This is a genomic window from Nitrosospira sp. Is2, from assembly GCF_033095785.1.
In the GTDB taxonomy this organism is placed as follows: Bacteria; Pseudomonadota; Gammaproteobacteria; order Burkholderiales; family Nitrosomonadaceae; genus Nitrosospira.
In genome coordinates this window covers 547,077-570,290 of the sequence record NZ_CP137134.1, presented here as the reverse complement: position 1 = coordinate 570,290, position 23,214 = coordinate 547,077, and the positions used below count along the sequence as shown (strand labels likewise).

General features: G+C 55.3%; 22 protein-coding genes, 1 tRNA gene and 1 other RNA gene. 15 read left to right on the top strand and 9 right to left on the bottom strand.

Annotated elements, in window-relative coordinates; translation table 11 throughout:
- Nucleotides 1–4 precede the first annotated feature (4 nt).
- From infB to truB, 3 genes are read left to right on the top strand one after another with little or no spacing between them, the layout of a single operon-like run.
- Nucleotides 5–2,629, top strand: coding sequence for a translation initiation factor IF-2 (gene infB / locus R5L00_RS02555; protein WP_317653210.1), 2,625 nt, complete (start codon nucleotides 5–7; stop codon nucleotides 2,627–2,629).
- A 29-nt stretch (nucleotides 2,630–2,658) separates the two neighbouring features.
- Nucleotides 2,659–3,039 carry a 30S ribosome-binding factor RbfA gene (rbfA, locus tag R5L00_RS02550; protein ID WP_107692422.1) on the top strand — a complete coding sequence of 127 codons (381 nt, stop codon included), beginning with the start codon at nucleotides 2,659–2,661 and terminating at the stop codon, nucleotides 3,037–3,039.
- Nucleotides 3,040–3,075: 36 nt separating this feature from the next.
- Nucleotides 3,076–4,029 carry a tRNA pseudouridine(55) synthase TruB gene (truB, locus tag R5L00_RS02545; protein ID WP_107692423.1) on the top strand — a complete coding sequence of 318 codons (954 nt, stop codon included), beginning with the start codon at nucleotides 3,076–3,078 and terminating at the stop codon, nucleotides 4,027–4,029.
- On the opposite strand, the gene R5L00_RS02540 is transcribed toward truB, so the two are convergent.
- On the bottom strand, nucleotides 4,024–4,863 hold the full coding sequence (locus R5L00_RS02540; protein WP_107692424.1) for a response regulator: 840 nt from the start codon (nucleotides 4,861–4,863) through the stop codon (nucleotides 4,024–4,026). The two genes, truB and R5L00_RS02540, sit on opposite strands and share 6 nt — an antisense overlap.
- A gap of 163 nt (nucleotides 4,864–5,026) precedes the next feature.
- Nucleotides 5,027–5,956 (bottom strand): diguanylate cyclase domain-containing protein, encoded by a 930-nt coding sequence (locus tag R5L00_RS02535; protein ID WP_107692425.1) that lies wholly within the window; start codon nucleotides 5,954–5,956, stop codon nucleotides 5,027–5,029.
- A gap of 336 nt (nucleotides 5,957–6,292) precedes the next feature.
- On the opposite strand from R5L00_RS02535, the gene R5L00_RS02530 reads away from it, so the two are divergent.
- The 6 genes from R5L00_RS02530 (at nucleotide 6,293) to R5L00_RS02505 (ending at nucleotide 10,819) form a co-directional block, all read left to right on the top strand.
- A tRNA-Met gene (locus tag R5L00_RS02530) sits at nucleotides 6,293–6,369 on the top strand.
- Between the two features lie 334 nt (nucleotides 6,370–6,703).
- Nucleotides 6,704–6,802: signal recognition particle sRNA small type (ffs, locus tag R5L00_RS02525), an RNA gene on the top strand.
- Between the two features lie 141 nt (nucleotides 6,803–6,943).
- On the top strand, nucleotides 6,944–8,629 hold the full coding sequence (gene dnaX / locus R5L00_RS02520; protein ID WP_107692426.1) for a DNA polymerase III subunit gamma/tau: 1,686 nt from the start codon (nucleotides 6,944–6,946) through the stop codon (nucleotides 8,627–8,629).
- Nucleotides 8,630–8,644: 15 nt separating this feature from the next.
- Nucleotides 8,645–8,968 carry a YbaB/EbfC family nucleoid-associated protein gene (locus R5L00_RS02515; RefSeq protein WP_181320421.1) on the top strand — a complete coding sequence of 108 codons (324 nt, stop codon included), beginning with the start codon at nucleotides 8,645–8,647 and terminating at the stop codon, nucleotides 8,966–8,968.
- A gap of 71 nt (nucleotides 8,969–9,039) precedes the next feature.
- Nucleotides 9,040–9,636, top strand: coding sequence for a recombination mediator RecR (gene recR, locus R5L00_RS02510; protein WP_107692428.1), 597 nt, complete (start codon nucleotides 9,040–9,042; stop codon nucleotides 9,634–9,636).
- 511 nt (nucleotides 9,637–10,147) lie between these two features.
- Nucleotides 10,148–10,819 (top strand): pseudouridine synthase, encoded by a 672-nt coding sequence (locus tag R5L00_RS02505; RefSeq protein ID WP_411555583.1) that lies wholly within the window; start codon nucleotides 10,148–10,150, stop codon nucleotides 10,817–10,819.
- A 31-nt stretch (nucleotides 10,820–10,850) separates the two neighbouring features.
- On the opposite strand, the gene prmB is transcribed toward R5L00_RS02505, so the two are convergent.
- From prmB to dapC, 4 genes are all read right to left on the bottom strand, one after another.
- Nucleotides 10,851–11,756 carry a 50S ribosomal protein L3 N(5)-glutamine methyltransferase gene (gene prmB / locus R5L00_RS02500; protein ID WP_317654218.1) on the bottom strand — a complete coding sequence of 302 codons (906 nt, stop codon included), beginning with the start codon at nucleotides 11,754–11,756 and terminating at the stop codon, nucleotides 10,851–10,853.
- Between the two features lie 227 nt (nucleotides 11,757–11,983).
- On the bottom strand, nucleotides 11,984–13,117 hold the full coding sequence (dapE, locus tag R5L00_RS02495) for a succinyl-diaminopimelate desuccinylase (RefSeq protein WP_317653206.1): 1,134 nt from the start codon (nucleotides 13,115–13,117) through the stop codon (nucleotides 11,984–11,986).
- A 64-nt stretch (nucleotides 13,118–13,181) separates the two neighbouring features.
- Complete coding sequence (gene dapD / locus R5L00_RS02490) at nucleotides 13,182–14,003, bottom strand: 2,3,4,5-tetrahydropyridine-2,6-dicarboxylate N-succinyltransferase (protein WP_107692431.1); 822 nt, start codon at nucleotides 14,001–14,003, stop codon at nucleotides 13,182–13,184.
- 42 nt (nucleotides 14,004–14,045) lie between these two features.
- Nucleotides 14,046–15,236: a succinyldiaminopimelate transaminase gene (gene dapC / locus R5L00_RS02485; RefSeq protein ID WP_317653205.1), complete on the bottom strand. Its 1,191-nt coding sequence runs from the start codon at nucleotides 15,234–15,236 to the stop codon at nucleotides 14,046–14,048.
- A gap of 102 nt (nucleotides 15,237–15,338) precedes the next feature.
- Here dapC and R5L00_RS02480 point away from each other — a divergent pair, with 102 nt between their 5' ends.
- The 6 genes from R5L00_RS02480 to R5L00_RS02455 all read left to right on the top strand — a co-directional run bounded on the left by R5L00_RS02480 (nucleotide 15,339) and on the right by R5L00_RS02455 (nucleotide 20,727).
- Nucleotides 15,339–16,223: a DMT family transporter gene (locus R5L00_RS02480; RefSeq protein ID WP_107692433.1), complete on the top strand. Its 885-nt coding sequence runs from the start codon at nucleotides 15,339–15,341 to the stop codon at nucleotides 16,221–16,223.
- A 147-nt stretch (nucleotides 16,224–16,370) separates the two neighbouring features.
- The gene (locus R5L00_RS02475) at nucleotides 16,371–17,321 is read left to right on the top strand and encodes a D-2-hydroxyacid dehydrogenase (RefSeq protein ID WP_317653204.1); all 951 of its coding nucleotides are present in this window, start codon (nucleotides 16,371–16,373) and stop codon (nucleotides 17,319–17,321) included.
- A gap of 342 nt (nucleotides 17,322–17,663) precedes the next feature.
- Nucleotides 17,664–18,083, top strand: coding sequence for a rubrerythrin family protein (locus R5L00_RS02470; RefSeq protein WP_107692435.1), 420 nt, complete (start codon nucleotides 17,664–17,666; stop codon nucleotides 18,081–18,083).
- 128 nt (nucleotides 18,084–18,211) lie between these two features.
- A complete protein-coding gene (locus R5L00_RS02465; protein ID WP_317653203.1) occupies nucleotides 18,212–19,543 on the top strand; it encodes a heterodisulfide reductase-related iron-sulfur binding cluster in 1,332 nt (443 codons plus the stop codon).
- Nucleotides 19,544–19,564: 21 nt separating this feature from the next.
- Nucleotides 19,565–20,191, top strand: coding sequence for a DUF3501 family protein (locus R5L00_RS02460; protein WP_308811257.1), 627 nt, complete (start codon nucleotides 19,565–19,567; stop codon nucleotides 20,189–20,191).
- A complete protein-coding gene (locus R5L00_RS02455; RefSeq protein WP_107692438.1) occupies nucleotides 20,191–20,727 on the top strand; it encodes a CNP1-like family protein in 537 nt (178 codons plus the stop codon). The genes R5L00_RS02460 and R5L00_RS02455 overlap by 1 nt, the downstream gene beginning before the upstream one ends.
- A 24-nt stretch (nucleotides 20,728–20,751) precedes the next feature.
- Here R5L00_RS02455 and R5L00_RS02450 read toward each other — a convergent pair whose 3' ends face one another.
- The 3 genes from R5L00_RS02450 to proB all read right to left on the bottom strand — a co-directional run bounded on the left by R5L00_RS02450 (nucleotide 20,752) and on the right by proB (nucleotide 23,127).
- Nucleotides 20,752–21,501, bottom strand: a complete 750-nt coding sequence (locus R5L00_RS02450) for an MBL fold metallo-hydrolase (protein WP_107692439.1) — start codon at nucleotides 21,499–21,501, stop codon at nucleotides 20,752–20,754.
- Between the two features lie 54 nt (nucleotides 21,502–21,555).
- Nucleotides 21,556–21,897 carry a TIGR01244 family sulfur transferase gene (locus tag R5L00_RS02445; protein ID WP_107692440.1) on the bottom strand — a complete coding sequence of 114 codons (342 nt, stop codon included), beginning with the start codon at nucleotides 21,895–21,897 and terminating at the stop codon, nucleotides 21,556–21,558.
- Between the two features lie 111 nt (nucleotides 21,898–22,008).
- Entirely contained in the window at nucleotides 22,009–23,127 is a 1,119-nt protein-coding gene (proB, locus tag R5L00_RS02440) for a glutamate 5-kinase (RefSeq protein ID WP_107692441.1), read from the bottom strand.
- Nucleotides 23,128–23,214: the final 87 nt, after the last annotated feature.

The following is a 23,214-nucleotide window of genomic DNA, read 5'->3' as shown; positions in this document are numbered from 1 at the left end:
ATCAATGTCTCAAACGAATGTAGAACAATTTGCCAGCGAATTAGGCGTGCTTCCGACGGTACTGTTGGAGCAGCTCCGGGCTGCGGGCGTCAGCAAGAATCTGACAGAAGACAGTCTGACCGAGAAGGACAAAACGCAGCTCCTCGAATATTTGCGCAAAATTCACGGTACCCGAGAGGAGAAAAGCAGAATTTCGCTTCCCCGTCGGCAGACGTCCGAAATCAAGAAATCGGATAGCAGCGGCAAAGCCCGCAGCATCCAGGTCGAAGTGCGCAAGAAGCGCGTATTTGTTCAGGGCGATTTGGGCGAGAAGCCAGCCGTGGCGAGCAAGCCCGCCGAGGCGGCGGCGCCTTCAGCCCCCGCTATTGCCGTACCCGCTCCCACGCCGGTGATCGATGCAGCGCAGCAGGCGTTGAGGGAAGAAGAGGCGAGAAGACAGGCCGAATTAATCGCGCGGCAAACCGCGGAATTGAGGGAAAAGAAACTGCGGGAGAGACCTGCGGCAGTTCAAGTCAAGGAAGCAGAGCCAGTCGCTCCAGCTTCGGCCGCTCCCGTGACCGTGCCTGAGTCTGTCCCCGCGCCTGCCGCCACACCGGCAACGGCTCAGGCGGCTGAGACGCCTCAGCCGCAGGCTGCAACAACCGAAGGGACGCTGCATAAACCGGTAGTCAAACCCGAAGACAAGGCGAAGGCGGACAAGAAAAAGAAACAGGCGAAGCAGGTTGTCTGGAAAGATGAACGCCTCGAAAAACGAGGGCTCAAGACCCATGGCGATCTAGCCGCAAACAAGGGATGGCGGACGCGCAGGGACAAACACGGCAAGCATGTCTCCGACGACCAGGGTCCTCATGGTTTTTCCGCGCCTACAGAACCGCTCGTCCATGAGGTAATGGTTCCGGAGACAATTTCCGTCGGAGCGCTGGCGCAGAAAATGTCGATCAAGGCGGCTGAGGTGATCAAGGCCTTGATGAAGATGGGAAACATGGTCACGATCAATCAGATGCTGGATCAGGAAACTGCCATGATTGTGGTGGAGGAGTTGGGCCATATTGCCAAATATGCAACCCTGGATAGTCCTGAAGCGTTCCTGGCCGGCACCGAGGCACCGGCCACCGAGGTTAAAACAGAACCACGTGCGCCGGTGGTTACCGTGATGGGTCACGTGGATCACGGTAAAACATCGCTCCTGGATTACATACGGCGGACACGAGTCGCGAGCGGAGAGGCGGGCGGGATCACGCAGCATATTGGCGCATATCACGTCGAAACCGAACGCGGTATGGTTACGTTCCTGGACACGCCCGGTCACGAGGCTTTTACGGCGATGCGTGCTCGCGGCGCGAAGGTCACCGACCTTGTTGTATTAGTAGTGGCCGCCGATGACGGCGTGATGCCCCAGACCATCGAGGCGATCCACCATGCCAAGGCGGCCAAAGTGCCCCTCGTGGTGGCGGTAACCAAGGTGGACAAGCCGGACGCGAACCCGGAGCGCATCAGACAGGAACTGGTAACACAGGAAGTAGTGCCTGACGACTGGGGGGGAGACACGATGTTTGTCAATGTTTCCGCCAAGACTGGGGTGGGCATCGACGAACTTCTGGAAAGCGTATTGCTTCAGGCGGAAGTGCTGGAACTGCAAGCGCCGCAGGATGCCCCTGCAAAAGGTATCGTCATTGAATCGCGTCTGGACAAGGGACGCGGCCCGGTAGCGACAATACTGGTGCAATCCGGCACGCTGAGGCGTGGTGATGTATTGCTTGCCGGCGCGGTGTATGGCCGGGTACGGGCGATGCTCGACGAAAATGGGAAGCCGGTAGAACAGGCGGGACCCTCTCTTCCTGTTGAAATACAGGGTTTGTCGGAAGTGCCGGTAGCCGGCGAAGCCGTAGTGGCGCTGGCTGATGAGCGCAAAGCGCGAGAAATAGCACTTTTCCGTCAAGGCAAGTTTCGCGATGTGAAGCTTGCCAAACAGCACGCAGCCAAACTGGAAAACGTGTTCGAGCAGAAGGGCGAGGTCAAGGTGCTTGCGCTTATCATCAAGGCCGATGTCCAGGGCTCCTACGAGGCGCTAACGCATGCGCTGCAACGGCTTTCCACGGATGAGGTAAGGGTGAACATCATCCATAGCGGCGTGGGTGCAATTACGGAGTCGGATATTAATCTTGCGCTGGCATCCAAAGCGGTTGTGATTGGCTTCAATAGCCGCGCGGATACGGTGGCGCGCAAGCTCATCGGCTCCACTGGCGTGGATGTGCGTTATTACAGCATCATCTATGAGGCGGTGGATGAAATCAAGGCTGCGCTATCCGGCATGATGACGCCCGACCGAAAAGAGAATGTCACCGGGTTGCTCGAAGTTCGCAATGTCTTCCGCATTTCCAAGGTTGGTACAGTGGCGGGTTGCTACGTCCTGGAGGGCATCATCAAGCGGGGCTCGCTGGTGAGATTGATCCGTAACGGTGAGCTGGTTCATACGGGTGAGCTGGACTCCCTGAAGCGCTTCAAGGACGACGTGCGAGAGGTGAGGGCGGGTTTCGAGTGCGGACTTTCGCTGAAAAACTTCAACGATATCCAGCTTGGGGATCAACTGGAAACATACGAAATCGTCGAAGTTGCGCGCAGCCTGTAACGCGGGCTGCGCGGCCCGCGTGAAGCATTATGCCTAAAGATTATTCCCGCTCCTTGCGCATCGCCGACCAGATCCAGCGCGAACTGGCTGATCTGATTCGCAACGAGCTTAAAGATCCGCGCATCGGAATGCTCACTTTGACCGGCGTTGAGGTGAGTCACGATTATGCGCACGCCAAGGTTTTCTACACGACGCTGCGCAGCGAAAGCGACAACTTTCTCATTAGTAACGGACTGGAGCATGCGGCGGGATTTTTACGCAGCCAGTTATCCCATCGCCTGAAGCTCCGCGTGGTGCCCCAGCTTCATTTCGTCTATGACGAGTCGATCGAGCGCGGGGTGCGCCTATCGCAACTGATTGATGAGGCCGTGGCGCGTGAAGGATCCGCGAACAAGCCGGATGAGAGCTGACTTTCCGCATCACCGCCGGGTTCTGATTCATTTCGCATATTGAAAGCCGAAGTTGCGCGGCCAGTGCGAATCAAGCGCGAAATCAGCGGCGTCCTGCTGCTGGACAAACCCGGCGGCATATCCTCGAATCAGGCGCTTCAGATTGCCAAACGTTTCTTTTGCGCGCGCAAAGCCGGTCATACCGGCACGCTCGATCCTATGGCGACTGGCCTGTTGCCCATCTGCCTTGGTGATGCGACCAGATTCTCTTCCGCCTTGTTGGGAGCGGACAAGACTTATGAAGCGACGCTGAGACCTGGATATATCAGCACGACCGGGGATGCGGAGGGCAATATTTCAGTTGCGGGAGGGGTTCCGCCTCAGGGTTTGAAAAACGCACTGCCTCAAGTAAAGACCGTACTGGGCGGTTTCACCGGCTTGATCAACCAGGTGCCCCCGATGTACAGCGCCCTGAAGCATCGGGGTAAGCCCATGTATGCCTACGCCAGGGAAGGCATGGAGATCGAGCGGCAACCGCGCGAGGTGACTATTCATGAGTTGCGCCTGACGGCCATTGACGACAATGAAATCAGTATCATGGTCAGATGTGGTTCGGGTACGTATATTCGCACGCTGGCGGAGGACATTGGTAAAGCACTGGGCCTGGGGGGCGCCTATCTCACCGCCTTGCGCCGCACCATTCTCGATGATTTCGATTTGTCGCAGGCGTATACTCTGGATGCGCTTGAGGCCATGTCGATACCCGAGCGCGATTCTCGCCTGCTTCCGGTGGACGCGCTGCTGCGAGGTCTACCCGCCGTTATGCTGGAGGCTCCGGCAGCGGCATTCTTAAGACAGGGACGCAGCGTGGCAGGCGTTGGAAGAGCCAACGCGGAAGGGCAGAAGATTCGCCTATATGACGAGAAAAAGAATTTCCTGGGCCTTGGGGAAGTGACGGCGGGAGGAGATATTGCCCCAAAAAAAATCGTAGGGAACGTACAGAAATTATGAATGTTCCTTGGATCGCATGCTGTCCGTCACGTCTTTTCCTATCCCCCGATACCCGGTAAAGCGGCCTGAAGAGTCGAACATCGGTTCGCCGCTTACCATTAAATATTGTTGGGACCCGTCGGGTCGGGTACGGCTGTAAACAAAATCGATAAAAGGCCGGCGTGCCTCAATGTTTGCCTTGAAGACAGTGTACTCAGTCTCGTTCCAGCGCGCCCCCACGTTTTCTTTTGGTTCACCCAGCAAGTTGTCTACTGTGATCCCGAGCATATCCAGGACGGGACCATAAACTTTGATGAAATTCCCTTTCTCATCCTGTTCCCAGTACCAGTCGGAAGCCAGTTCCGTCAAGCGGCGGAAGCGTGCTTCGCTTTCGCGCAGCTCCGCAGTCCGCTCTGCCACGGTTTGCTCCAGCACCTTGTTGTAATTTTCCAGTTGCTTATACAAGAGGCGCACCTCGAGCATATTGTAAATACGAGTCTGGACTTCGATCAGGTCGAATGGCTTGCTGACGAAATCTTTCGCCCCCGCTTGCAGTGCTCGCAGCTTATGCCCCGGTTGGGCGGTGATCACGAGTACCGGCAGATAGCCATGCGTTTCGATTTTCTTCAGTTCTTCCAGTACCTGAAAGCCATCCATACCCGGCATCTGAAGATCAAGCAGAACCAGGTCATAACGGTTCTGCCGATAGAGTTCACCCACCTCTCGTGGATTCATTGTTGAAGAAATGTGGGTATAACCGCCATCACTCAGCATTTGCTCAAGCAACCGGACATTCGCCTCCTGATCATCAACGACCAGGATTTTCGCATTGAGAATTTCGGGTTTACTGATCATTATTGTCCCGTGCACTGCACTTTATCAACTCGGAAGGTTGTCTTCAGATGACACACCTTGTTCCGAAAAGTTATTATATAGCTGATCTGTATTATATTTGTGTTTCCACCAGAAACAATTGGACACAAGTACAACCCTTGGAAGGAAACAATGAATTAATGGCTCATCCGTGCGAAATACGATAAGTGTTCTTGTTGGCCTGCTTGGCTTCGAGCAGCGCGGTGTCTGCGTTTTTCAACAGGGTCTTCACTTCCTTCCCATTGTGAGGATAAAGACCAACCCCGGCGCTGGCCGTCAGTCTAACGTCATTGCCCTGGACACTATAGGGCTGTGATAGTGCTTTGATGATTTTTTCCGCGGCAAGAGCCACTCCATCAATGCTATTTACATAGGGCATTGCAATTACAAATTCATCACCGCCGAGACGCGCTACCGTATCCTCCTGCCGCACAGCCGCCACGAGGCGCGCTGCAACCAGTTTAAGCAGCAGGTCGCCGACATCATGACCCAACGTGTTGTTGATTTGCCTGAATCCGTCCAGGTCCAGATATACGACAGCCATGATGCTGCCGTTCCTTTTTGCATGAATAATCGCCTGCGAGACTCTTTCTACCAGAAGGCGGCGGTTTGCAAGCCCCGTGAGCGGGTCGTGCAGTGCCATGAATTCCTGGGTTTTTGCATAGCTGCGGGCCTGCTGATGCAATAGGCGTACTTCGAGCAAATTGTGCACCCGCGCGAGCACCTCCGCCATATCGAACGGCTTGCTGACAAAATCCTTGGCCCCGGATTGGAGTGCGCGAAGCTTGCAATCCGGATTGGCCGTAACGACCAGTACCGACAAATAGCCATCTGCCTCGATTTCCTTCAAAGCTTCCAGCACCTGAAATCCGTCCATCCCGGCCATTTTCAAATCAAGCAGAATCAGATCGTAATGATTCTGACGGTGCAATTCATAAACCTTGTATGGATCCGTCGTGAATGAAACAGAAGTATAGCTAGCGACTTCCAGTACGCGTCGTAACAGCAAAACGTTTGATTCCTGATCGTCAACAATCAGTATTTTTGCGTTATGAATCTCGGTTTCGCTGATCATATAACTATGTTTTCATCTCTACCTTGCTCATCTTATTAGACATTCAGGTGGTAATTCATGTCCCTGAGTTCATAAGGAGAGAACGGTCGGGCGAACTGGCCGCGGTCGGCAGGCCGCTATCGTATTGTTAATTCCTCACCACAGATTTACCCGTTTCTCATGCTTATTCTTAGCAAATCGCTATTTTGCCGTTATTTCAACCCCCCCTCTGTGCGTTATCTCTCATAACAGCACCATAAAAGTGATTTTGTTGTGCAGAGTTTGAGCAGCGCGCCGCTCGTTTGGCGAGACCGTGAACGCAATTTGCTCTTTTGAACTGGTCTGGTATAATGCTGGCGCGGGGTGGAGCAGTCTGGCAGCTCGTCGGGCTCATAACCCGAAGGTCGTAGGTTCAAATCCTGCCCCCGCAACCAACTTCCAAAACGCCGATTTTCATTCAGAGAATCACAACGGCGCCCTCCAGAGTATTAGCTCGCTGAACCGGATGGCTGACATACGTCCAGGAAATTTGCTCAATCAGGAGCAACTCCGCCCGGATACGAAAAATGAACGCCGCCCCTGTGCGCAATCTTACGTATAAGCAACCTTACCTCTGTAAGCAACATTAACGTAGGGCGGTATCAGCAATTCTTGCTCTGGCCACTACGTTCTATGCTCGTAAGGTTATCCTCGCCGGTATGCGTGTTACAATACCTTTCAATAGTATGAAGGTTGGAATTTATTAGTGTCGTACTTTCAGCTTTATATGGCGGGCCTCCCCGCATTGCATGGTAGTGAACCTGGTCAGGTCCGGAAGGAAGCAGCCACAGCTATTTTCTGCAAGTGCCGGGGGACAGGCTCGCCACCCATTTTGTTCGAGAAAATGGTCGGGGTGCAATAGAACCAGCAGAGCCGGCAGCGAGCCGGTTCTGCCCAACTTCAAGTTGTCAGCACAACAAATCCGCCCTTGCCCTCCGTCGACAATAACTGCCTCTTCTTTTATTCATCGTGTCCCAGACTCAAGTTCTTGCCAGAAAGTGGCGCCCAAAGAGCTTCTCCGAACTGACCGGACAAGACCATGTGGTCAAGGCGCTTACCAACGCCCTTGAACAACAGCGGCTGCATCATGCCTATCTTTTTACAGGTACCCGCGGGATCGGCAAGACCACCATCGCGCGCATTTTAGCCAAGGCTCTCAACTGTCGAACGGGAATTACCGCGTCACCGTGCGGCATATGTTCCGCCTGTACTGAAATTGACGAGGGGCGCTTCGTTGATTTGCTCGAGGTGGACGCCGCTTCCAATACACAAGTGGAAAAGATGCGGGAATTGCTGGAGAACGCGCTTTATGCGCCTACAACTGCGCGTTACAAGGTTTACATCATTGACGAAGTTCACATGCTCTCCAAATCGGCTTTCAATGCGATGCTGAAAACACTGGAGGAGCCGCCGGAGCATGTCAAGTTCATCCTTGCAACGACCGATCCACAGAAGATTCCCGTTACTGTTCTATCCCGGTGCCTGCAATTCAACCTGAAGCAGATTCCACCGGGCCTGATTGCCGCCCATCTCAAGTACGTGCTTGAACAGGAACAGATCAGCTGCGATGCGATTTCGCTGCAATTGCTCTCGCGCGCTGCGCAAGGCAGCATGCGTGATGCCCTGAGTATCCTGGACCAGGCCATCTCGTTTGGGGAGGGCAAGATCGAAGAAGCGGGTGTGCGCGACATGCTGGGCGCAATTGATCAGAGTTATCTTTATGATCTGCTTGACGGGTTGGCCCGCAAAGACGGTGCGTATATGCTGGCAATAGCCGACGCCATGGAAAGCCATAGCGTTTCATTCGATGCGGCGTTGCAGGATCTGGGATCACTTTTGCACCGCATTGCGCTCGCACAGATCGTGCCAGCGGCTATTGCTGAGGATACGCCGGAGCGAGAGCGCGTTTTTGCGCTGGCAAAAACATTCACCCCGGAAGACATTCAACTGTTCTATCAGATCTCCATCCATGGCCGCGGCGACTTGAGCAGGGCACCGGACGAATATGCGGGTTTCACGATGACGCTCATGCGCATGCTAGCCTTCATGCCGCAGGATTTCCCGCACACCCTATCCCCACCCCCGCCCGCGCCCGCTGTTAAAGCGGGCGCTAAGGGTTCCGATATCGAACGCGGGGTCGATGCAACAGATAAATCTTCACCGCCGCCGGAAATGGCAAAGCCAGTCACGACAGAGCCAGTCGCAGCAGCGGCAGCCGCGGAAACGCCAGTGGTGGAAATAGCCGCAGCGCAACCGGACGCTGACACAGACCTGTTCAGCGGTGACTGGATAGCGGTGGTGCAGGAGTTGAAGCTGAACGGCCTGGCGAAAATGCTAGCCCAGAACAGCGAAGTGAAGCGTGTAGCGTCGAACGAAATCGAGGTTTGCGTGCCCGAGACGCATAAGCACCTGCTGAACAAAGACTATCAGGAAAGGGTGCAGACTGCGCTGAGGGCGTATCTGGGAAAGCCCATCCGGTTAAAGTTCTCAGTTGGGGTGGTGACAGGGATGACCCCAGCGGAACTGGAGAATCGTGAGAAACAGGAGAGGCAATCTCAGGCCATCACAGCCGTCGAGTCAGACCCGTTTGTGCGCGAACTGGTGGAGCAATTTGACGCAAAAATAATCGTTTCTTCGATCAAACCCATTCAATAGTGGAGGTATAAGATGATGAAAGGCGGCTTGGGCAATCTGATGAAACAGGCTCAGCAGATGCAGGAGAACATGAAAGCCATGCAGGAAAAGCTGGCCTCGGTGGAAGTCGAGGGGCAGTCTGGTGCGGGGATGGTGAAAGTGGTAATGACATGCCGTTATGATGTGAAGCGCGTCAGCATCGATAACAGCCTCCTGGGCGATGATAAGGAAATGCTGGAAGATCTGATAGCAGCCGCGGTAAACGATGCGGTACGGCGAGTCGAATCGACTACCCAGGAAAAGATGGCCGGGTTCACTTCGGGTTTGAATCTGCCACCCGGAATGAAACTGCCGTTTTGATCTTGCCGCTTGATCTCGCGCTACGACAGGAGTGCATCAAGCAGTTCCCGTATACTTATGGCCTCAATTGATTGAAAACGCCCCATAGCCTGGATGAGTTGATCGATGCGCTGCGCTGTTTGCCCGGCGTCGGTCCCAGGTCCGCGCAGCGTATGGCGTATCACCTCCTGCAGCGCGATCACGCTGGTGCTCGGCGACTCGCCAGTTCGCTTGATTATGTGCTGGAGCACATCAGGCACTGCGAGAAGTGCAATAATTTCACCGAAGAGGTCGTCTGCGAATTATGCCGTTCGCACCATCGGGACGCGACCCTGTTATGCGTCGTCGAAATGCCGGCCGACTTGCTGATGATGGAGCAGGCGCATTGCTATAAAGGCATGTATTTCGTATTGATGGGCAGGCTTTCGCCATTGGACGGCGTCGGCCCGCGGGAAATCCACCTCGACCGTCTATTGAAGCGGGCGCAGGACGGCATGGTGAAGGAAGTTGTGCTTGCGACCAATTTTACGGTTGAAGGCGAGGCCACTGCGCACTATATTGGCGAGCTGCTGCACCACAAGGGCGTGAAAGTCACGCGCATTGCACGCGGGTTGCCGGTCGGCGGTGAACTGGAACACGTGGATAGCGGTACGCTCGCGCAGGCAGTGATCGAGCGGCGAGAGGTTTAGCACCGGGTTGAGGACCGGGTTCAGTAACTTAATGATCGTGCGGAGAGAACGACGTCAAACCTTGTCGTGCTCGACCGCGAACTCAATTGACCTCAACGATTCATGCTGCATGCACCTTGATGTTGCTTCCGTAACCATAGCGTTATACTTCTGCCTCGCGGCTCGAAGAGCTCGTAAAGAGGCCACAATGAAAGCCAAGTCTCCAAAATTAACCAAGACCGCAACACCTTCCGGACGCCCCAGGTCGGCTAAGTCGACCAGGCCGGCAAGATCGCCCCGATCTCCCCTACGGCCAGCGCTGGGGCGGTCCGAATCGCCCCGATCTCGCCCGTCGCCCCCATTGCCTCAATCTCCTCAATCTCCTCAATCACCGAGCCAAGCCGAATCGCTTAGATCGAGCAGAAAAAACACGTCTGCAAGCGCCGATCTAAAGGCTCGCCCGGAGTCACTCCCCGTAACGCAGAAATTACAAAAGTTGCTGGCGCAGGCAGGGCTGGGCTCCCGGCGGGAAATGGAAGAACTGATTAGTGCCGGGCAGGCGACCATCAACGGAAAGGTCGCACACATTGGTGATCGTGTCGGGGCCGAAGATGTAGTGCGAGTGGGAAAGCGCGTGATCCATTCCAAATCCGGCAAACGCCCCCCGCGGGTCATGCTTTATCACAAGCCGGAGGGCGAGATCGTGAGCCGGGATGATCCGCAGGGTCGCCCATCCGTATTCGACAAACTGCCGCAGATGCAGTCGTCGAAATGGATAGCGATCGGCAGGCTGGATTACAACACCAGCGGCTTGCTTATATTCACTACCGATGGAGAATTGGCTAACCGGTTGATGCATCCCCGCTTCGAGGTAGAGCGCGAATATGCGGTGCGAATTATTGGACGCTTAACGCCGGAGCAGACGGAACTGCTGACCACCGGGGTTAAACTGGAAGATGGCCTGGCAAAATTCGATTATTTGTCGGACGAAGGCGGTGAAGGTTCCAATCACTGGTACCGCGTGATACTGAAAGAAGGCAAGAACCGCGAGGTACGCCGTATGTTCGAAGCGGTGGGATTGACGGTAAGCCGGCTTATGCGGGTGCGCTTCGGTCCCATCAATCTGCCGCCGCGTCTGAAGCGCGGAAGGTGCCTGGAGTTAAACGAGACCGAGATACGCCGACTGCTGGGGCTGGTCGCCTAGTTACCCCTGCAATGTCAGGGAGAGGAAACAATCAGGGGAGCTGGTCTCGTTGCAGCAGGAACACAAACTCGTCCCCAGCACTTGTTTCCAGCCAGGTGAAAGGCACCTCCGGGTAGGCCCGTTCCAGGCTTTCTCGATTATGGCCGATCTCAACGATTAATACCCCCCGATGGGTTAAATGACCGGCTGCCTCGTTGAGTATTGTCCGCATAGCTTCCAGCCCGTCCACCCCGCTTGCCAGCGCGTTTTCGGGTTCATGGCGGTATTCCTCCGGCAGCGCCGCCATCGCCTCCGCGCTGACGTAAGGCGGATTGCTGATGATGAGATCATACGTGCGCCCCCCTAATTCCGCAAAAAGATCCGACTGGATCAGATTCACTTGATGCTCCAGGTTGTAATCCGCCACGTTCCTTTGGGCGACTTCCAACGCCCCCGGTGAAATGTCAGCCGCATCTATGGTGGCGTTGGGGAACGCGTATGCGAGCAGTATGGCAAGGCAACCGGAACCGGTGCACAGATCCAATGCGGAGCGGATTGCACCGGGGTTTTCTATCCACGGCGCAAGTTGTTCCCGCAGCAACTCGGCAATGAAGGAGCGTGGTACGATCACGCGCTCATCGACGAAAAAGCTGAGATTTCCCAGCCATGCCTCGTTGGTGAGATATGCCGCAGGGATTTTTTCCGACACGCGGCGCTCGATCACCCCCAGCACCTGCTCCAGCTCAGCCGTGGCAAGCCGGGCGTCGAGAAACGGCTCCAGCCGGTCGAGCGGGAGATGGAGCGTGTGGAGAATGAGATAAGCCGCTTCATCATAGGCCGAGGCGGAGCCATGGCCGAAAAAGAGGCCGGCTTCGTTAAAGCAGCTTACCGCAAAGCGGAGCAGGTCGCGGATAGTTTGGAGTTGAGTTCTGGCTTCTCGGTACACGTTGATCGCCATCATAGGGGATTAAACCGGGCGCTGAGCAGTATTCTGTAATACCTCAAATGAGCTTGATTAACTGCTACGTGGCTGGCTGCATGGAATGGTGAAGCTCGACCCTTACCACCAGTCCGGGTTATTGCGCATGCTTGTGCAGAAATATCTACTGTATTTGCGGCGGCTGGCGCTGCGTTTCAAAGATGTGCGAGCCATGGTAGCAGGGGGGTGAACGCTCAGAAAAGGAGTTATCTCAGCAATAGGCTCTCCAGCGTCAACCGGTAGATATGTGGTAAGTGTTGCAGATCCTCTACTTCGACATATTCGTTGAGCTTGTGGATGGTGGCATTGCGGGGTCCCATCTCTACCACCTGGGGGCAGATGTCGGCAATGAAACGGCCGTCGGACGTTCCGCCGGATGTGGAAAGTGCTGGCTCGATTCCCGTTACGGTTGAGATAGCGTGGCTTATCGCATCCACCAGGCTGCCCCTGGGTGTCAGATAGGGTTTGCCTGAAAACTCCCATCGCAGATCGTAGTCAAGGCCGTGGCGGTCGAGGATTTCATGCACTCTCTGTTGCAGCGATTCGACCGTGCTCGCGGTGGAGAAGCGGAAATTGAAAAGCATCGTCACTTCACCCGGGATGACGTTGGTCGCGCCCGTGCCCCCATAGATATTGGAAATCTGCCAGGTGGTGGGCGGAAAATATTCGTTGCCCTCGTCCCATCTTGCTTGCGCCAGTTCGGCAATGGCGGGAGCGGCCAGGTGGATAGGATTTTTTGCCAGATGAGGGTAGGCGATATGGCCTTGTATGCCTTTCACGGTCAATGTCCCGGAGAGCGAGCCGCGCCGGCCGTTCTTGATCGTGTCCCCGAGTCTGTCCACGCAGGTGGGTTCGCCCACGATACAGTAGTCGATCAGTTCGTTACGCGCTTTAAGGGTTTCCACCACACGGACCGTTCCGTCGACGGCAATGCCTTCCTCATCCGAGGTGATCAGCAGCCCAATGGAGCCGCCGTGGGTGGGGTGTGCAGCGACAAACGCTTCAATTGCGGTAATGAACGCCGCGAGCGAGCCTTTCATATCTGCGGCTCCCCGGCCGTAGAGGCTGTCATTCCGGATTACCGGAACGAAGGGATCGCTGTCCCATTTGTCGACCGGGCCTGTCGGCACCACATCGGTGTGTCCGGCGAAACACAGCAGCGGGGCGGTCGTTCCGCGCCGGGCCCATAAATTATCCACCTCGCCGCAGCGAACTCTTTCGATGCTGAAGCCGATTTTTTCCAGGCGGCTGATCAGGATTTCCTGACAGCCGTTATCGAAGGGCGTGAGCGAACGACAGGCGATCAGCGCTTGTGCGAGAGCCAGCGTTTCATTTTGCATGACGGATTTTCCAAAAGGGTGGGACAGGGAAAGGCACGGAGCAGGATGTGGTCATAATGTTCTGCTAAATGCCGCGCAGAAGCTCGTTTATACCGGTCTTGGCCCGTGTTTTGGCGTCCACCTGTTTCACGATAACCGCGCAATAAAGGCTGTATTTGCCATCCGCTGAGGGAAGGTTGCCCGAGACAACGACTGATCCGGGCGGAATGCGCCCATAGCTGACTTCACCCGTTTCACGATTGTAAATCTTGGTACTCTGGCCGATGTATACCCCCATGGAAATCACCGAGTTCTCGCCGACAATGACGCCCTCGACAATTTCCGAGCGCGCGCCGATAAAGCAGTTGTCCTCGATTATCGTTGGATTCGCTTGAACGGGTTCGAGCACGCCGCCTATTCCCACACCGCCTGAGAGATGCACATTCTTGCCAACCTGAGCGCATGACCCGACCGTGGCCCAGGTATCGACCATTGCGCCTTCATCGACATACGCACCGATGTTGACGTACGACGGCATTAGTACCACATTGCTGGCAATGAACGCGCCTTTTCGCACCGCTGCCGGGGGCACGACGCGGAAGCCGCCATTACGGAAATCCTTGGAACTGTAATCCGCGAATTTGGACGGAACCTTATCGAAATAGTTGGAAAAACCGCCCTTGATGAAAGTATTGTCCTCTATGCGAAAGGAAAGCAGCACGGCTTTTTTGATCCATTGATACGTGTTCCATTCACCGTTTATTTTTTCCGCCACTCGCAGTTTACCGTTGTCGAGCATTTCCAGCACCTGCGCTACGGATTCCTTGAGTTTTGCATCCACATTTCGTGGCGTGATCTCGGCACGGCGTTCGAATGCTTCTTCAATGGTACTTTGCAGCTGATCCATGGTTTTCCTTTGGTTGTTTTGTTGTCCAGGTTTATCGCCGGGTCAGGCGGATACTAGCATTTTTATCCGTTGGACCGCTTCCACGCACTCCGCCAACGGCGCGACGAGGGCGATGCGGATGAAGTTTTCGCCAGGGTTGATTCCATTGGCATGCCGCGCAAGGTAGCTTCCCGGCAAAACGGTAACATTATAATTGCGATAGAGCTCACGGGTGAACTGTACGTCGCTACCAGGTGTCCTTACCCACAGATAAAACGCCGCGTCGGGCATTGACACCTGCAGGCTTTCCTGCAGCGATTTCGTAACGGCCTGAAATTTCTCCCGGTATAGGCGCCGGTTTTCGACGACGTGATCCTCGTCGTCCCACGCTGATTTGCTCGCCGCCTGGACCGCCGGGTTCATGGCGCTGCCATGGTAGGTACGGTAGAGCAGAAATTTCTTGAGTATCGACGCGTCGCCTGCGGCAAACCCTGACCGCATGCCCGGCACATTTGATCTTTTGGACAGGCTGCTGAATACCACCAGCCTGGGAAAGCCGCTACGGCCCAGACGATGAGCGGCTTCGAGGGCGCCAAGCGGGGGTGCGTCCTCGTCGAAATAAATCTCGGCGTAGCACTCGTCGGAAGCAATGACAAAACCATAACGATCGGATAATTCGAACAGATATCTCCACTCGTCCATGCTCATTACCCTGCCTGTGGGGTTGCCGGGAGAGCAAACGTAGACCAACTGACAACGCGACCAGGTATCCTCGGGCAGTTGTCCATAGTCGAGCGCAAAGTCGTTCTCTGGCATCGTGTTCAGGAAATGGGGAGTAGCACCCGCCAACAAGGCCGCACCTTCATATATCTGATAAAAAGGATTCGGACACACTACAATTGCCTCTGCCCGGGACGGATCAATCACTGCCTGAGCAAAGGAAAACAGGGCTTCACGACTTCCGTTGACCGGAATGACCTGTGTTTCGGGATCAATTTCCGGTAGCCGGTAGCGTCGGGTCAACCACGCGGCAATGCTGGTTCGTAGCGATCGGGCGCCCAGCGTGGTCGGGTAAACCGCCATGCCGGCAAGATTCTCCGTCACAGCCTGGCGGATGAAATCGGGCGTGGCGTGTTTAGGCTCGCCGATGTGGAGGCTGATGGGCGAATAGGCCTGCTCCGGCGCCGCCCCCTCAAACAGCTTGTTGAGCTTCTGGAAGGGATAGGGCTGCAGGCGGTCGAGATTGGGATTCAATTTTATGGTTTGGCCTGACTCTTGAAGGAGAATTGCCTAAAAGACGGGGTCCATTGATCGTAGCGGGATTATAAAGTGGCAAGCGTTTTGCTACCAGACAAAATGACTAATCAAAACCAGCAAAATGTGTATCCCGTGTTGGCCCTGCTCGGGGGGGCGGCTATTTGGGGTCTGCTATGGTATCCCTACCGGCTGCTGGAAGAAGCGGAGGTGAGCGGTCCTATCGCTACCGCGCTCACTTATGTTATCGCATTATTGCTGGGCTTGGCCCTGTTCGGGAGAAACCTGCGAACGTCCCGAATTCTATGCGGTAAGCCCCAATTATTGCTCTGGATCGGATTGTGCGCCGGGTGGACTAATCTTGCATACGTGCTCGGCGTGATTCACGGCGAAATCATGCGAGTTATGCTCTTGTTTTATCTCGCACCGCTTTGGACGATCGTGTTTTCGCGCCTGCTGCTGACCGAAGTGCTCAGTCTGCACGGATACCTGGTTATTGCGTTGTCTCTGGCTGGGGCGATTGTCATGCTATGGCAACCCCAACAGGGCTTTTCAATGCCTTCGTCTTATGGCGACTGGATGGGATTGTCTGCCGGCTTCATGTTCGCCCTCTCAAACGTGATAAGCCGCATGGATCAGGCGCACACCATACAATTGAAGTCGCTTGCGGTGTGGATGGGGGTTACGGTGATTGCCTTCGGCTACAGCCTTTTTTTGTCGCCGCCATCGCTGGGCAGTGTTCCTGCCGAGATTTATCTGCTCATCCTGGGCGTGGGGGTGGTGGTGTTCGGGCTGAGCGTGGCGGTGCAATATGGCCTGACGCATGTTTCCGCAAATCGCGCGATTGTCATTATGCTGTTCGAACTGGTCATTGCTGCGCTGGGGGCTTACTTTCTCGCGGGCGAGGCCATGACAGCGAGAGAATGGATTGGCGGCGCAATGATTATTTCCGCCAGCCTGTTTTCCTCGCGGATGAATCGGGCGTAACATAAACCTTTGCCCGCTGCCCATACGATCCATGCCCCTGCCCTTAGGTGCCGTTATTGACCTTGTTGGTGTTGCCGCCCTTGACGTCCATGCCGGTAACATCGCAATGGTGCCAACTTGCGTGCTTCGCATTTTATCTCCGGAATAATGAGCCAGTACGTGGTTTTTCTGGAGCGGGACTCTCTGAAGGCGCAGGTGCGCCGGCCGATTTTCGAGCATAGGTACGAGGAATACGCGCATACGGCCAACGATCAAGTCGTGTCGCGGCTGCAACAAGCGACCGTGGCCATTATTAACAAGGTACGGCTGAACGACGAGATTCTCGCGCAATTACCCAGCCTGAAACTGATCGCAATGTGCGCGACGGGATATGACGGCATCGATCTTGCCGCCTGCCGCCGCCGGGGTATCGCGGTGACGAATATTCGCAACTACGCCATCCACACCGTGCCCGAGCACGTGTTTGCGCTGCTGCTTGCGTTACGCCGGAATCTGCTGGCCTATCGGCAGGAGATCGAGCAGGGAGCATGGCAAAAATCGGAGCAATTTTGCCTCTTCACGCATGATATTGGTGAGCTGTTCGGCTCCACCATGGGGATCATCGGCGAAGGCGCCATTGGACAGGCGACAGCTGCCATTGCTCGTGGCTTCGGCATGCGGGTGCTGTTTGCATATCATCCATCGTCTAGGAAAAAAGATCTGGCGTTCACGCCTCTGGATCAGGTGCTTGCCGAGTCCGACGTGCTTTCGCTGCATTGTCCCTTATTGCCGGCCACGCGTAACCTGATTGGTATCGAGGAGCTGCGCAAGATGAAGCGCAGTGCGTTTCTCATCAATACCGCGCGTGGCGGATTGGTGGACGAGCCGGCGCTGGTTCGGGCGCTGGATGAGAAGCTGATCGCTGGCGCTGGCTTCGACGTGCTCACCGAAGAGCCACCGGTGAACGGCAATCCGTTGCTCGAGTTACGACGTCCCAACTTTATCCTTACACCTCATGTTGCATGGGCTTCGGCCGAAGCAATGCAGACGCTGGCCGACCAGTTGATCGATAATATCGAGGCGTGGGTAGCCGCCAAGCCACAAAATCTCGTCACTTGACAGATGCCTGAGCAGTTCCCCTTGCGTCCTACATAGCAATTCGCGGGCCACCGCTCGGAGGCAACAGGACAGTGGTTAGCGCACCAATGGATGAGCGAGCTTGAGTTGAAATAACCGCTGGAGAAAGGCTGGAGGGGCGAGTACCTCGAGCGAATGGCGGGCGCCCGCAAGCGCAAGCCCGGCTGTTGACAAGCCAGGTTCCCTCCGATAGTCTTTTATGGTTAAGCTTGACCTGATATTACTGGTATCGGTCGGGCTGATTTAATTCATGCGATTCAGCATGCCAACCGGCTTCAAACACCCAATCAGTTTGGTAACTGCCAACTATAACAGGAGGGAACTATGGAACTCAAAGGATCGAAAACTGAAGGAAACCTGAAAGCGGCTTTTGCCGGTGAGTCTCAGGCCAATCGCCGTTATCTCTACTTCGCAGCCAAAGCGGATGTGGAGGGACAGAACGACGTGGCAGCGGTATTCCGTTCAACGGCAGAGGGCGAAACCGGCCATGCCCATGGTCATCTGGAATATCTCGAAGGCTGCGGCGATCCGGCTACCGGTCTGCCCTTCGGCTCATCCCGTGCGAATCTGCAAACAGCCATAGCGGGAGAGACGCACGAATATAGCGACATGTACCCCGGCATGGCCAAATCTGCGCGCGAAGAAGGTTTTGATGAAATAGCCGATTGGTTCGAGACGCTAGCCAAGGCGGAACGCTCTCATGCCAACCGTTTTCAGAAAGCTTTGGACAGCCTGACAGAGTGAGCGGCACCAGTAATACTATGGACTGGATCGAGCGACGAGCTCGATCCAGTCGGCGTTGTTTTTTCTGCCTCAGTTCAATCGCCATAATTCCTTATTTTCCTCATTTCCTTATTTAATTTTCCTATGTCATGACCACTCGAGAAGGCAGTCTGGAGCCACCCAAGCGTCATCCGCTCGATTGGGAAAATCCCGAATTCTATGACGAACCGAAACTGTTCAACGAGATGGAACGCGTCTTCGATATATGTCATGGCTGCCGTCGGTGCGTCAATCTGTGCACGGCCTTTCCGCGGTTATTCGATCTGATAGACGAGGGCTCCACAGCCGAGCTCGATGGGGTGGAGAAGCAGAAATATTGGGAGGTGGCGGATCAATGCTACCTCTGCGACATGTGCTTCATGACGAAATGCCCCTATGTTCCGCCGCATCCATGGAACGTCGATTTTCCACACCTGATGCTGCGCGCCAAGGCGGTAAAATATGAAAAGGGCGAGACCGGTTTTCGTGACAAACTGCTTTCCAGCACCGATCTCGTGGGCAAGGTGGCCAGTGTTCCAGGAGTCGCACAGACGGTAAACGCCGTTAACAAGAACCCGGCCGCCCGAAAGCTGATGGATAATCTGCTCGGTATTCACGCCGAGCGGAAACTTCCCGATTATGATAGTAGAAAATTTCGTGCCAACGCCCGGATCAATACCGCTCATGAGGTTCGTGCCGGTGCAAAAACGCCGGGAAAAGTAGCGATATATGCGACCTGTTACGTGAACTACAACGAGCCCGGTATCGGGCACGATTTATTGAAGATTCTGGATCACAATGAAATTCCTGCTTGCCTGGTAGAAAAAGAAGCGTGCTGTGGGATGCCAAAGCTGGAATTGGGCGACCTTGCAGCGGTGAAGGAACTTAAGGAAAAAAACATACCTCCGCTCGCCCGACTCGCGCGGGAAGGATATGCCATCCTTACCGCGGTGCCTTCCTGTACGCTTATGTACAAACAGGAGCTGCCGCTCATGTTCCAGGTGGATGATGATGTGCAAGCGGTAGCGGACGCGATGTTCGATCCGTTCGAATATTTGACATTGCGGAAGCGGGATGGCCTGCTGAAGACCGATTTCAAGCAGCCCTTGGGTAAGGTCTCCTACCACATTCCGTGCCATTTGCGGGTTCAGAACCTGGGGCAGAAGACCAGGGAAATGCTGCAATCGATTCCCGGCACTCAGGTAACGGTAGTGGAGCGTTGCTCCGGCCATGACGGTACCTGGGGCGTAAAAACCGAGTATTTCGCCAATTCCATGAAAATCGGAAAACCGGTATTCAGGCAGATGGCCGCCCCGGGCCCTGATTACATCAGCTCAGATTGCGCCATTGCCGCCCGACACATCGAGCAGGGCATGGGGGAAACAAAAGCGCAGAAGCAGCACCCGTTGACGCTTATGCGTATCGCGTATGGGATTGGCTGAACAATTTGTACGGAAATTCTATTGACCTCTCTTAGATTTACCCTGAACATGCGCCGTATAACCTCTGATAGCCTCATGACCCTGGAAGCGTATGCCAAAGCACGGCAAGAATTCCGTGCCCAAATGATCGCGCATAAAAAAAACCGCAAGGTGCATCTCGGCGAGCACGTTACGCTCATGTTCGAGGATGAGTTGACGGTACGGTACCAGATTCAGGAAATGCTGCGGGTCGAGAAGATTTTCGAAGAAGCAGGCGTACTCGAGGAACTGGAAGCGTACGGAGCGCTGCTGCCTGACGGAGGTAATTGGAAAGCGACCATGATGATTGAATTTTCTGATCCGGTTGAGCGTACCGCTCAGCTGAAGGAATTGATCGGGATAGCGGATCGGGTGTACGTAAAAGTGGATAATCATGACCCGGTACACGCCATCGCCGACGAAGACCTCGACCGTGAAACGGAAGAGAAAACTGCTGCAGTGCATTTTTTGCGGTTTGAGCTGGCTAGCGACGTGGTCGCGGCATTAAGGGACGGCGCCCCCTTGAGCATGGGTATAGATCATGCGGCCTATTCAGTGCCAGCCACGCCGGTCGACACGGGAGTGCGCAATTCCCTGGTAAGCGATCTGGATACGGACGCTACTTCGTAATGAGGCGACTGCTTATATTGTTGTGCCTTCTTTCGGTGGCCGCGCCGGCTACGGCTTTTTTCGGCCCCAAAAAAAGCTCGGATTACGAGTACGAAAATGAAAAGCCCTGGGTCGAAATACAGGCGCAACTGCCGAGCTATCCGAAATCGGAGAACCTGTTAGAGTTCGACGCTGGTCCCGCGAGCACAAATCTTCATTTCGTCGATGGCTCGTCCATTAGTGTGGGGGAGGATGGCGTGGTGCGCTACAGCCTAGTGGTCAAATCGCCAGCGGGGGCGATGAACGTGAGCTACGAAGGCATACGTTGCCAGACCAACGAAAGGAAAGTTTATGCTTACGGCCGGGCCAAAGATGAGTCGTGGGCACCGACAAGAATGGGCAAATGGTCGGACCTGGAAAATATCAAGCAGAACTATGCGCAACGCGCCCTCTATCGATATTATTTCTGTCCGCTCGGGATAGGCATGGTGAAAGACGCGGACGAGGCAGTTCAGGCATTGAAAGCGGGAGGCCACCCGAAGGCAGTCCGGTATTAACGGATCAGCCTGGGCTCTGATAGACTAGCCTTGAGGACTTTGGGTCATGCGCCGGCAATAGTTTTGCAAATTGTCGGGCAGATCGTCCGGGCAAACGCCGCACAGGCAGTTGCCTTGCATGGCATAATCAATGAATTTCGGAGGCTCCAGCTTGAGGTTCGCCATGATGTCCTTGAACTCTTCAAGGGCGCGGTTGTTCCCGAGCCGGGAATTGCGCGTTTTTTCCTGCGCTATCGAGGAAACCCGCCGGCTGTTGTAGTCGTGGGCGGGGTAAACCAGGCAGTCATCCGGTAGGGAAAACAATTTTTCGGTAACGCTCCTGAATAGCGTCTCCGCATTGCCGTTCTGGAAGTCCGTCCGTCCGCACCCGTCAATCAATAGCGCATCCCCGGTGAATACCCTGTCGTCGCACAGGTATGCAAAATGCCCGTCTGTATGACCCGGCGTATGGAGTGGTTGCAACGCAACGCTGCCAATGCGCAGGGGTGTTCCTTCTTCAATGCCAAACTCCGTGCAGGGGAGGCGGTCGAAGGCGGGCCCGGCGATTTTGCTGCCCGAGATCCGTTTCAATTCAAGCGCGGCAGTAATATGGTCCGCGTGGATATGCGTCTCCACGCTGTAGGCAAGAGTCACTCCGAGCTTTTTGATTTCGTCAAGATCCCGCTCCAGCGCCGTTATCACCGGATCGATCAGTACGGCCTCTCCGGTTTCCTCGCAGCCGAGGAGATAGGTATACGTGCTGGACAAAGGCTCAAACAGCTGACGAAAGATCATGACGTCCCTTATGATCTCGCCCTGGGGGATCTGGGGCGAGCTGGCCCGCCGGACTCAGGCGGTAGCGTTTGCTCTCTGATAAAGCGTTTTAGCTCGCATCCCCAGACGGCAATAGCCCAGAACGGGCCCCGGGAGCGTTTCCATGGCTGTCTTGAATTCGGACACATGCTCATCGGTTATTTGCCCAGGCACGACCGGCAAATAAAAAAACTCAAGACCGAGCGTCCTTGCTGTAGATTCGAGCAGCGCATGGTCGGCATGGGCGCCCCCGTCCTCGTCATCCGGCCGGTTGCAGATGACACTTTTAAAACCAGCTGCTTTAATCTCCGCCAGGTCATCAACATCAATTTGCGGGCTGGACGAAAAGTGATCGTCAATTGGGGTAAGCGGTTTCATTGAATCTCCTCAGGCAATGTCGTTTCGAGATATTGTATGTGAGTCCCGGAACCTTTGAATAATTCCCACGCGCTCCGGGGAGGATTTGTTGAGAGGTTCGTCAAAAGTTCACTAGAGCAAAACCAGATTATCCCGGTGTATGAGTTCCGGTTCAACTACGTAACCCAGGAGGGCTTCGATATCGCTGCTGGAGCGCCGAAGGATCTTCCTCGTTTCGGCAGCGCTGTAATTGACGAGTCCGCGGGCAACTTCCTTTCCGTCCGTATCAAGGCACCCGATTGCTTCGCCGCGCTCGAAGTTGCCGCTGACATCCATGACGCCTATGGGCAACAGGCTCTTTCCGCCGGCGGCAAGCGCGTTAACCGCTCCCTCATCCAGGGTCACATTGCCGCGCAGTTGCAAATGGTCGGCCAGCCATTGTTTCCGGGCCGCCAGCGTCATGGTATCCGCCAACAGCTGGGTTCCGATCAGCTGGCCTTGCGCGAGGGAAATCAGAACGTCTGTTTCATGACCGGATGCAATCACCGTGTGGGCGCCGCTGCGCGCAGCCCGCTTTGCCGCCAGCACTTTTGTCAGCATGCCCCCGCGCCCGATCTCGCTGCCGGCGCCGCCTGCCATGGCTTCAATGGCAGGGTCGCCGGCCTTCGCGTGTTCCACCAGCGTGGCTTGCGTATCCTTGCGCGGGTCCGCTGTGAATAATCCTCCCTGATCGGTGAGAATCACCAGCACGTCGGCTTCGATCAGGTTGGTGACCAGCGCCGCTAGGGTGTCGTTATCGCCGAAGCGGATCTCGTCGGTCGCGACCGTATCATTTTCATTGATTACCGGAATGACATTGAGGCTTAGCAGGGTGGTCAGGGTTGAACGTGCATTCAGGTAGCGTTTGCGGTCAGCCAGGTCCTCATGCGTAAGGAGCACCTGCGCCGCATGCAATTCGTGGCTGCGGAAGCAGGATTCGTAAGCCTGTACGACCCCCATTTGTCCGACGGCGGCCGCGGCCTGCAGTTCGTGTAAGGCATGCGGACGTTTTTTCCAGCCCAACCGTTGCATGCCTTCCGCAATTGCGCCGGAAGAAACCAGCACGACCTCCTTGCCCATTGCCTTGAGTTTGGCGATTTGCTCCGCCCAGCGCGCAAGTGCCGCGTGATCCAGTCCTTGTCCCTGGTTTGTTACCAGACTGCTGCCCACTTTAACGACGATGCGCCGGGCGCTTTTCAAGATGGATTGCATGATGTTTTACGCTGAGTTTTACGCTGAGACAGTGTGATGATGCGTGGTAGCGCAAATTCTGTGGCGAATGTACGTGGGGTGGATTCC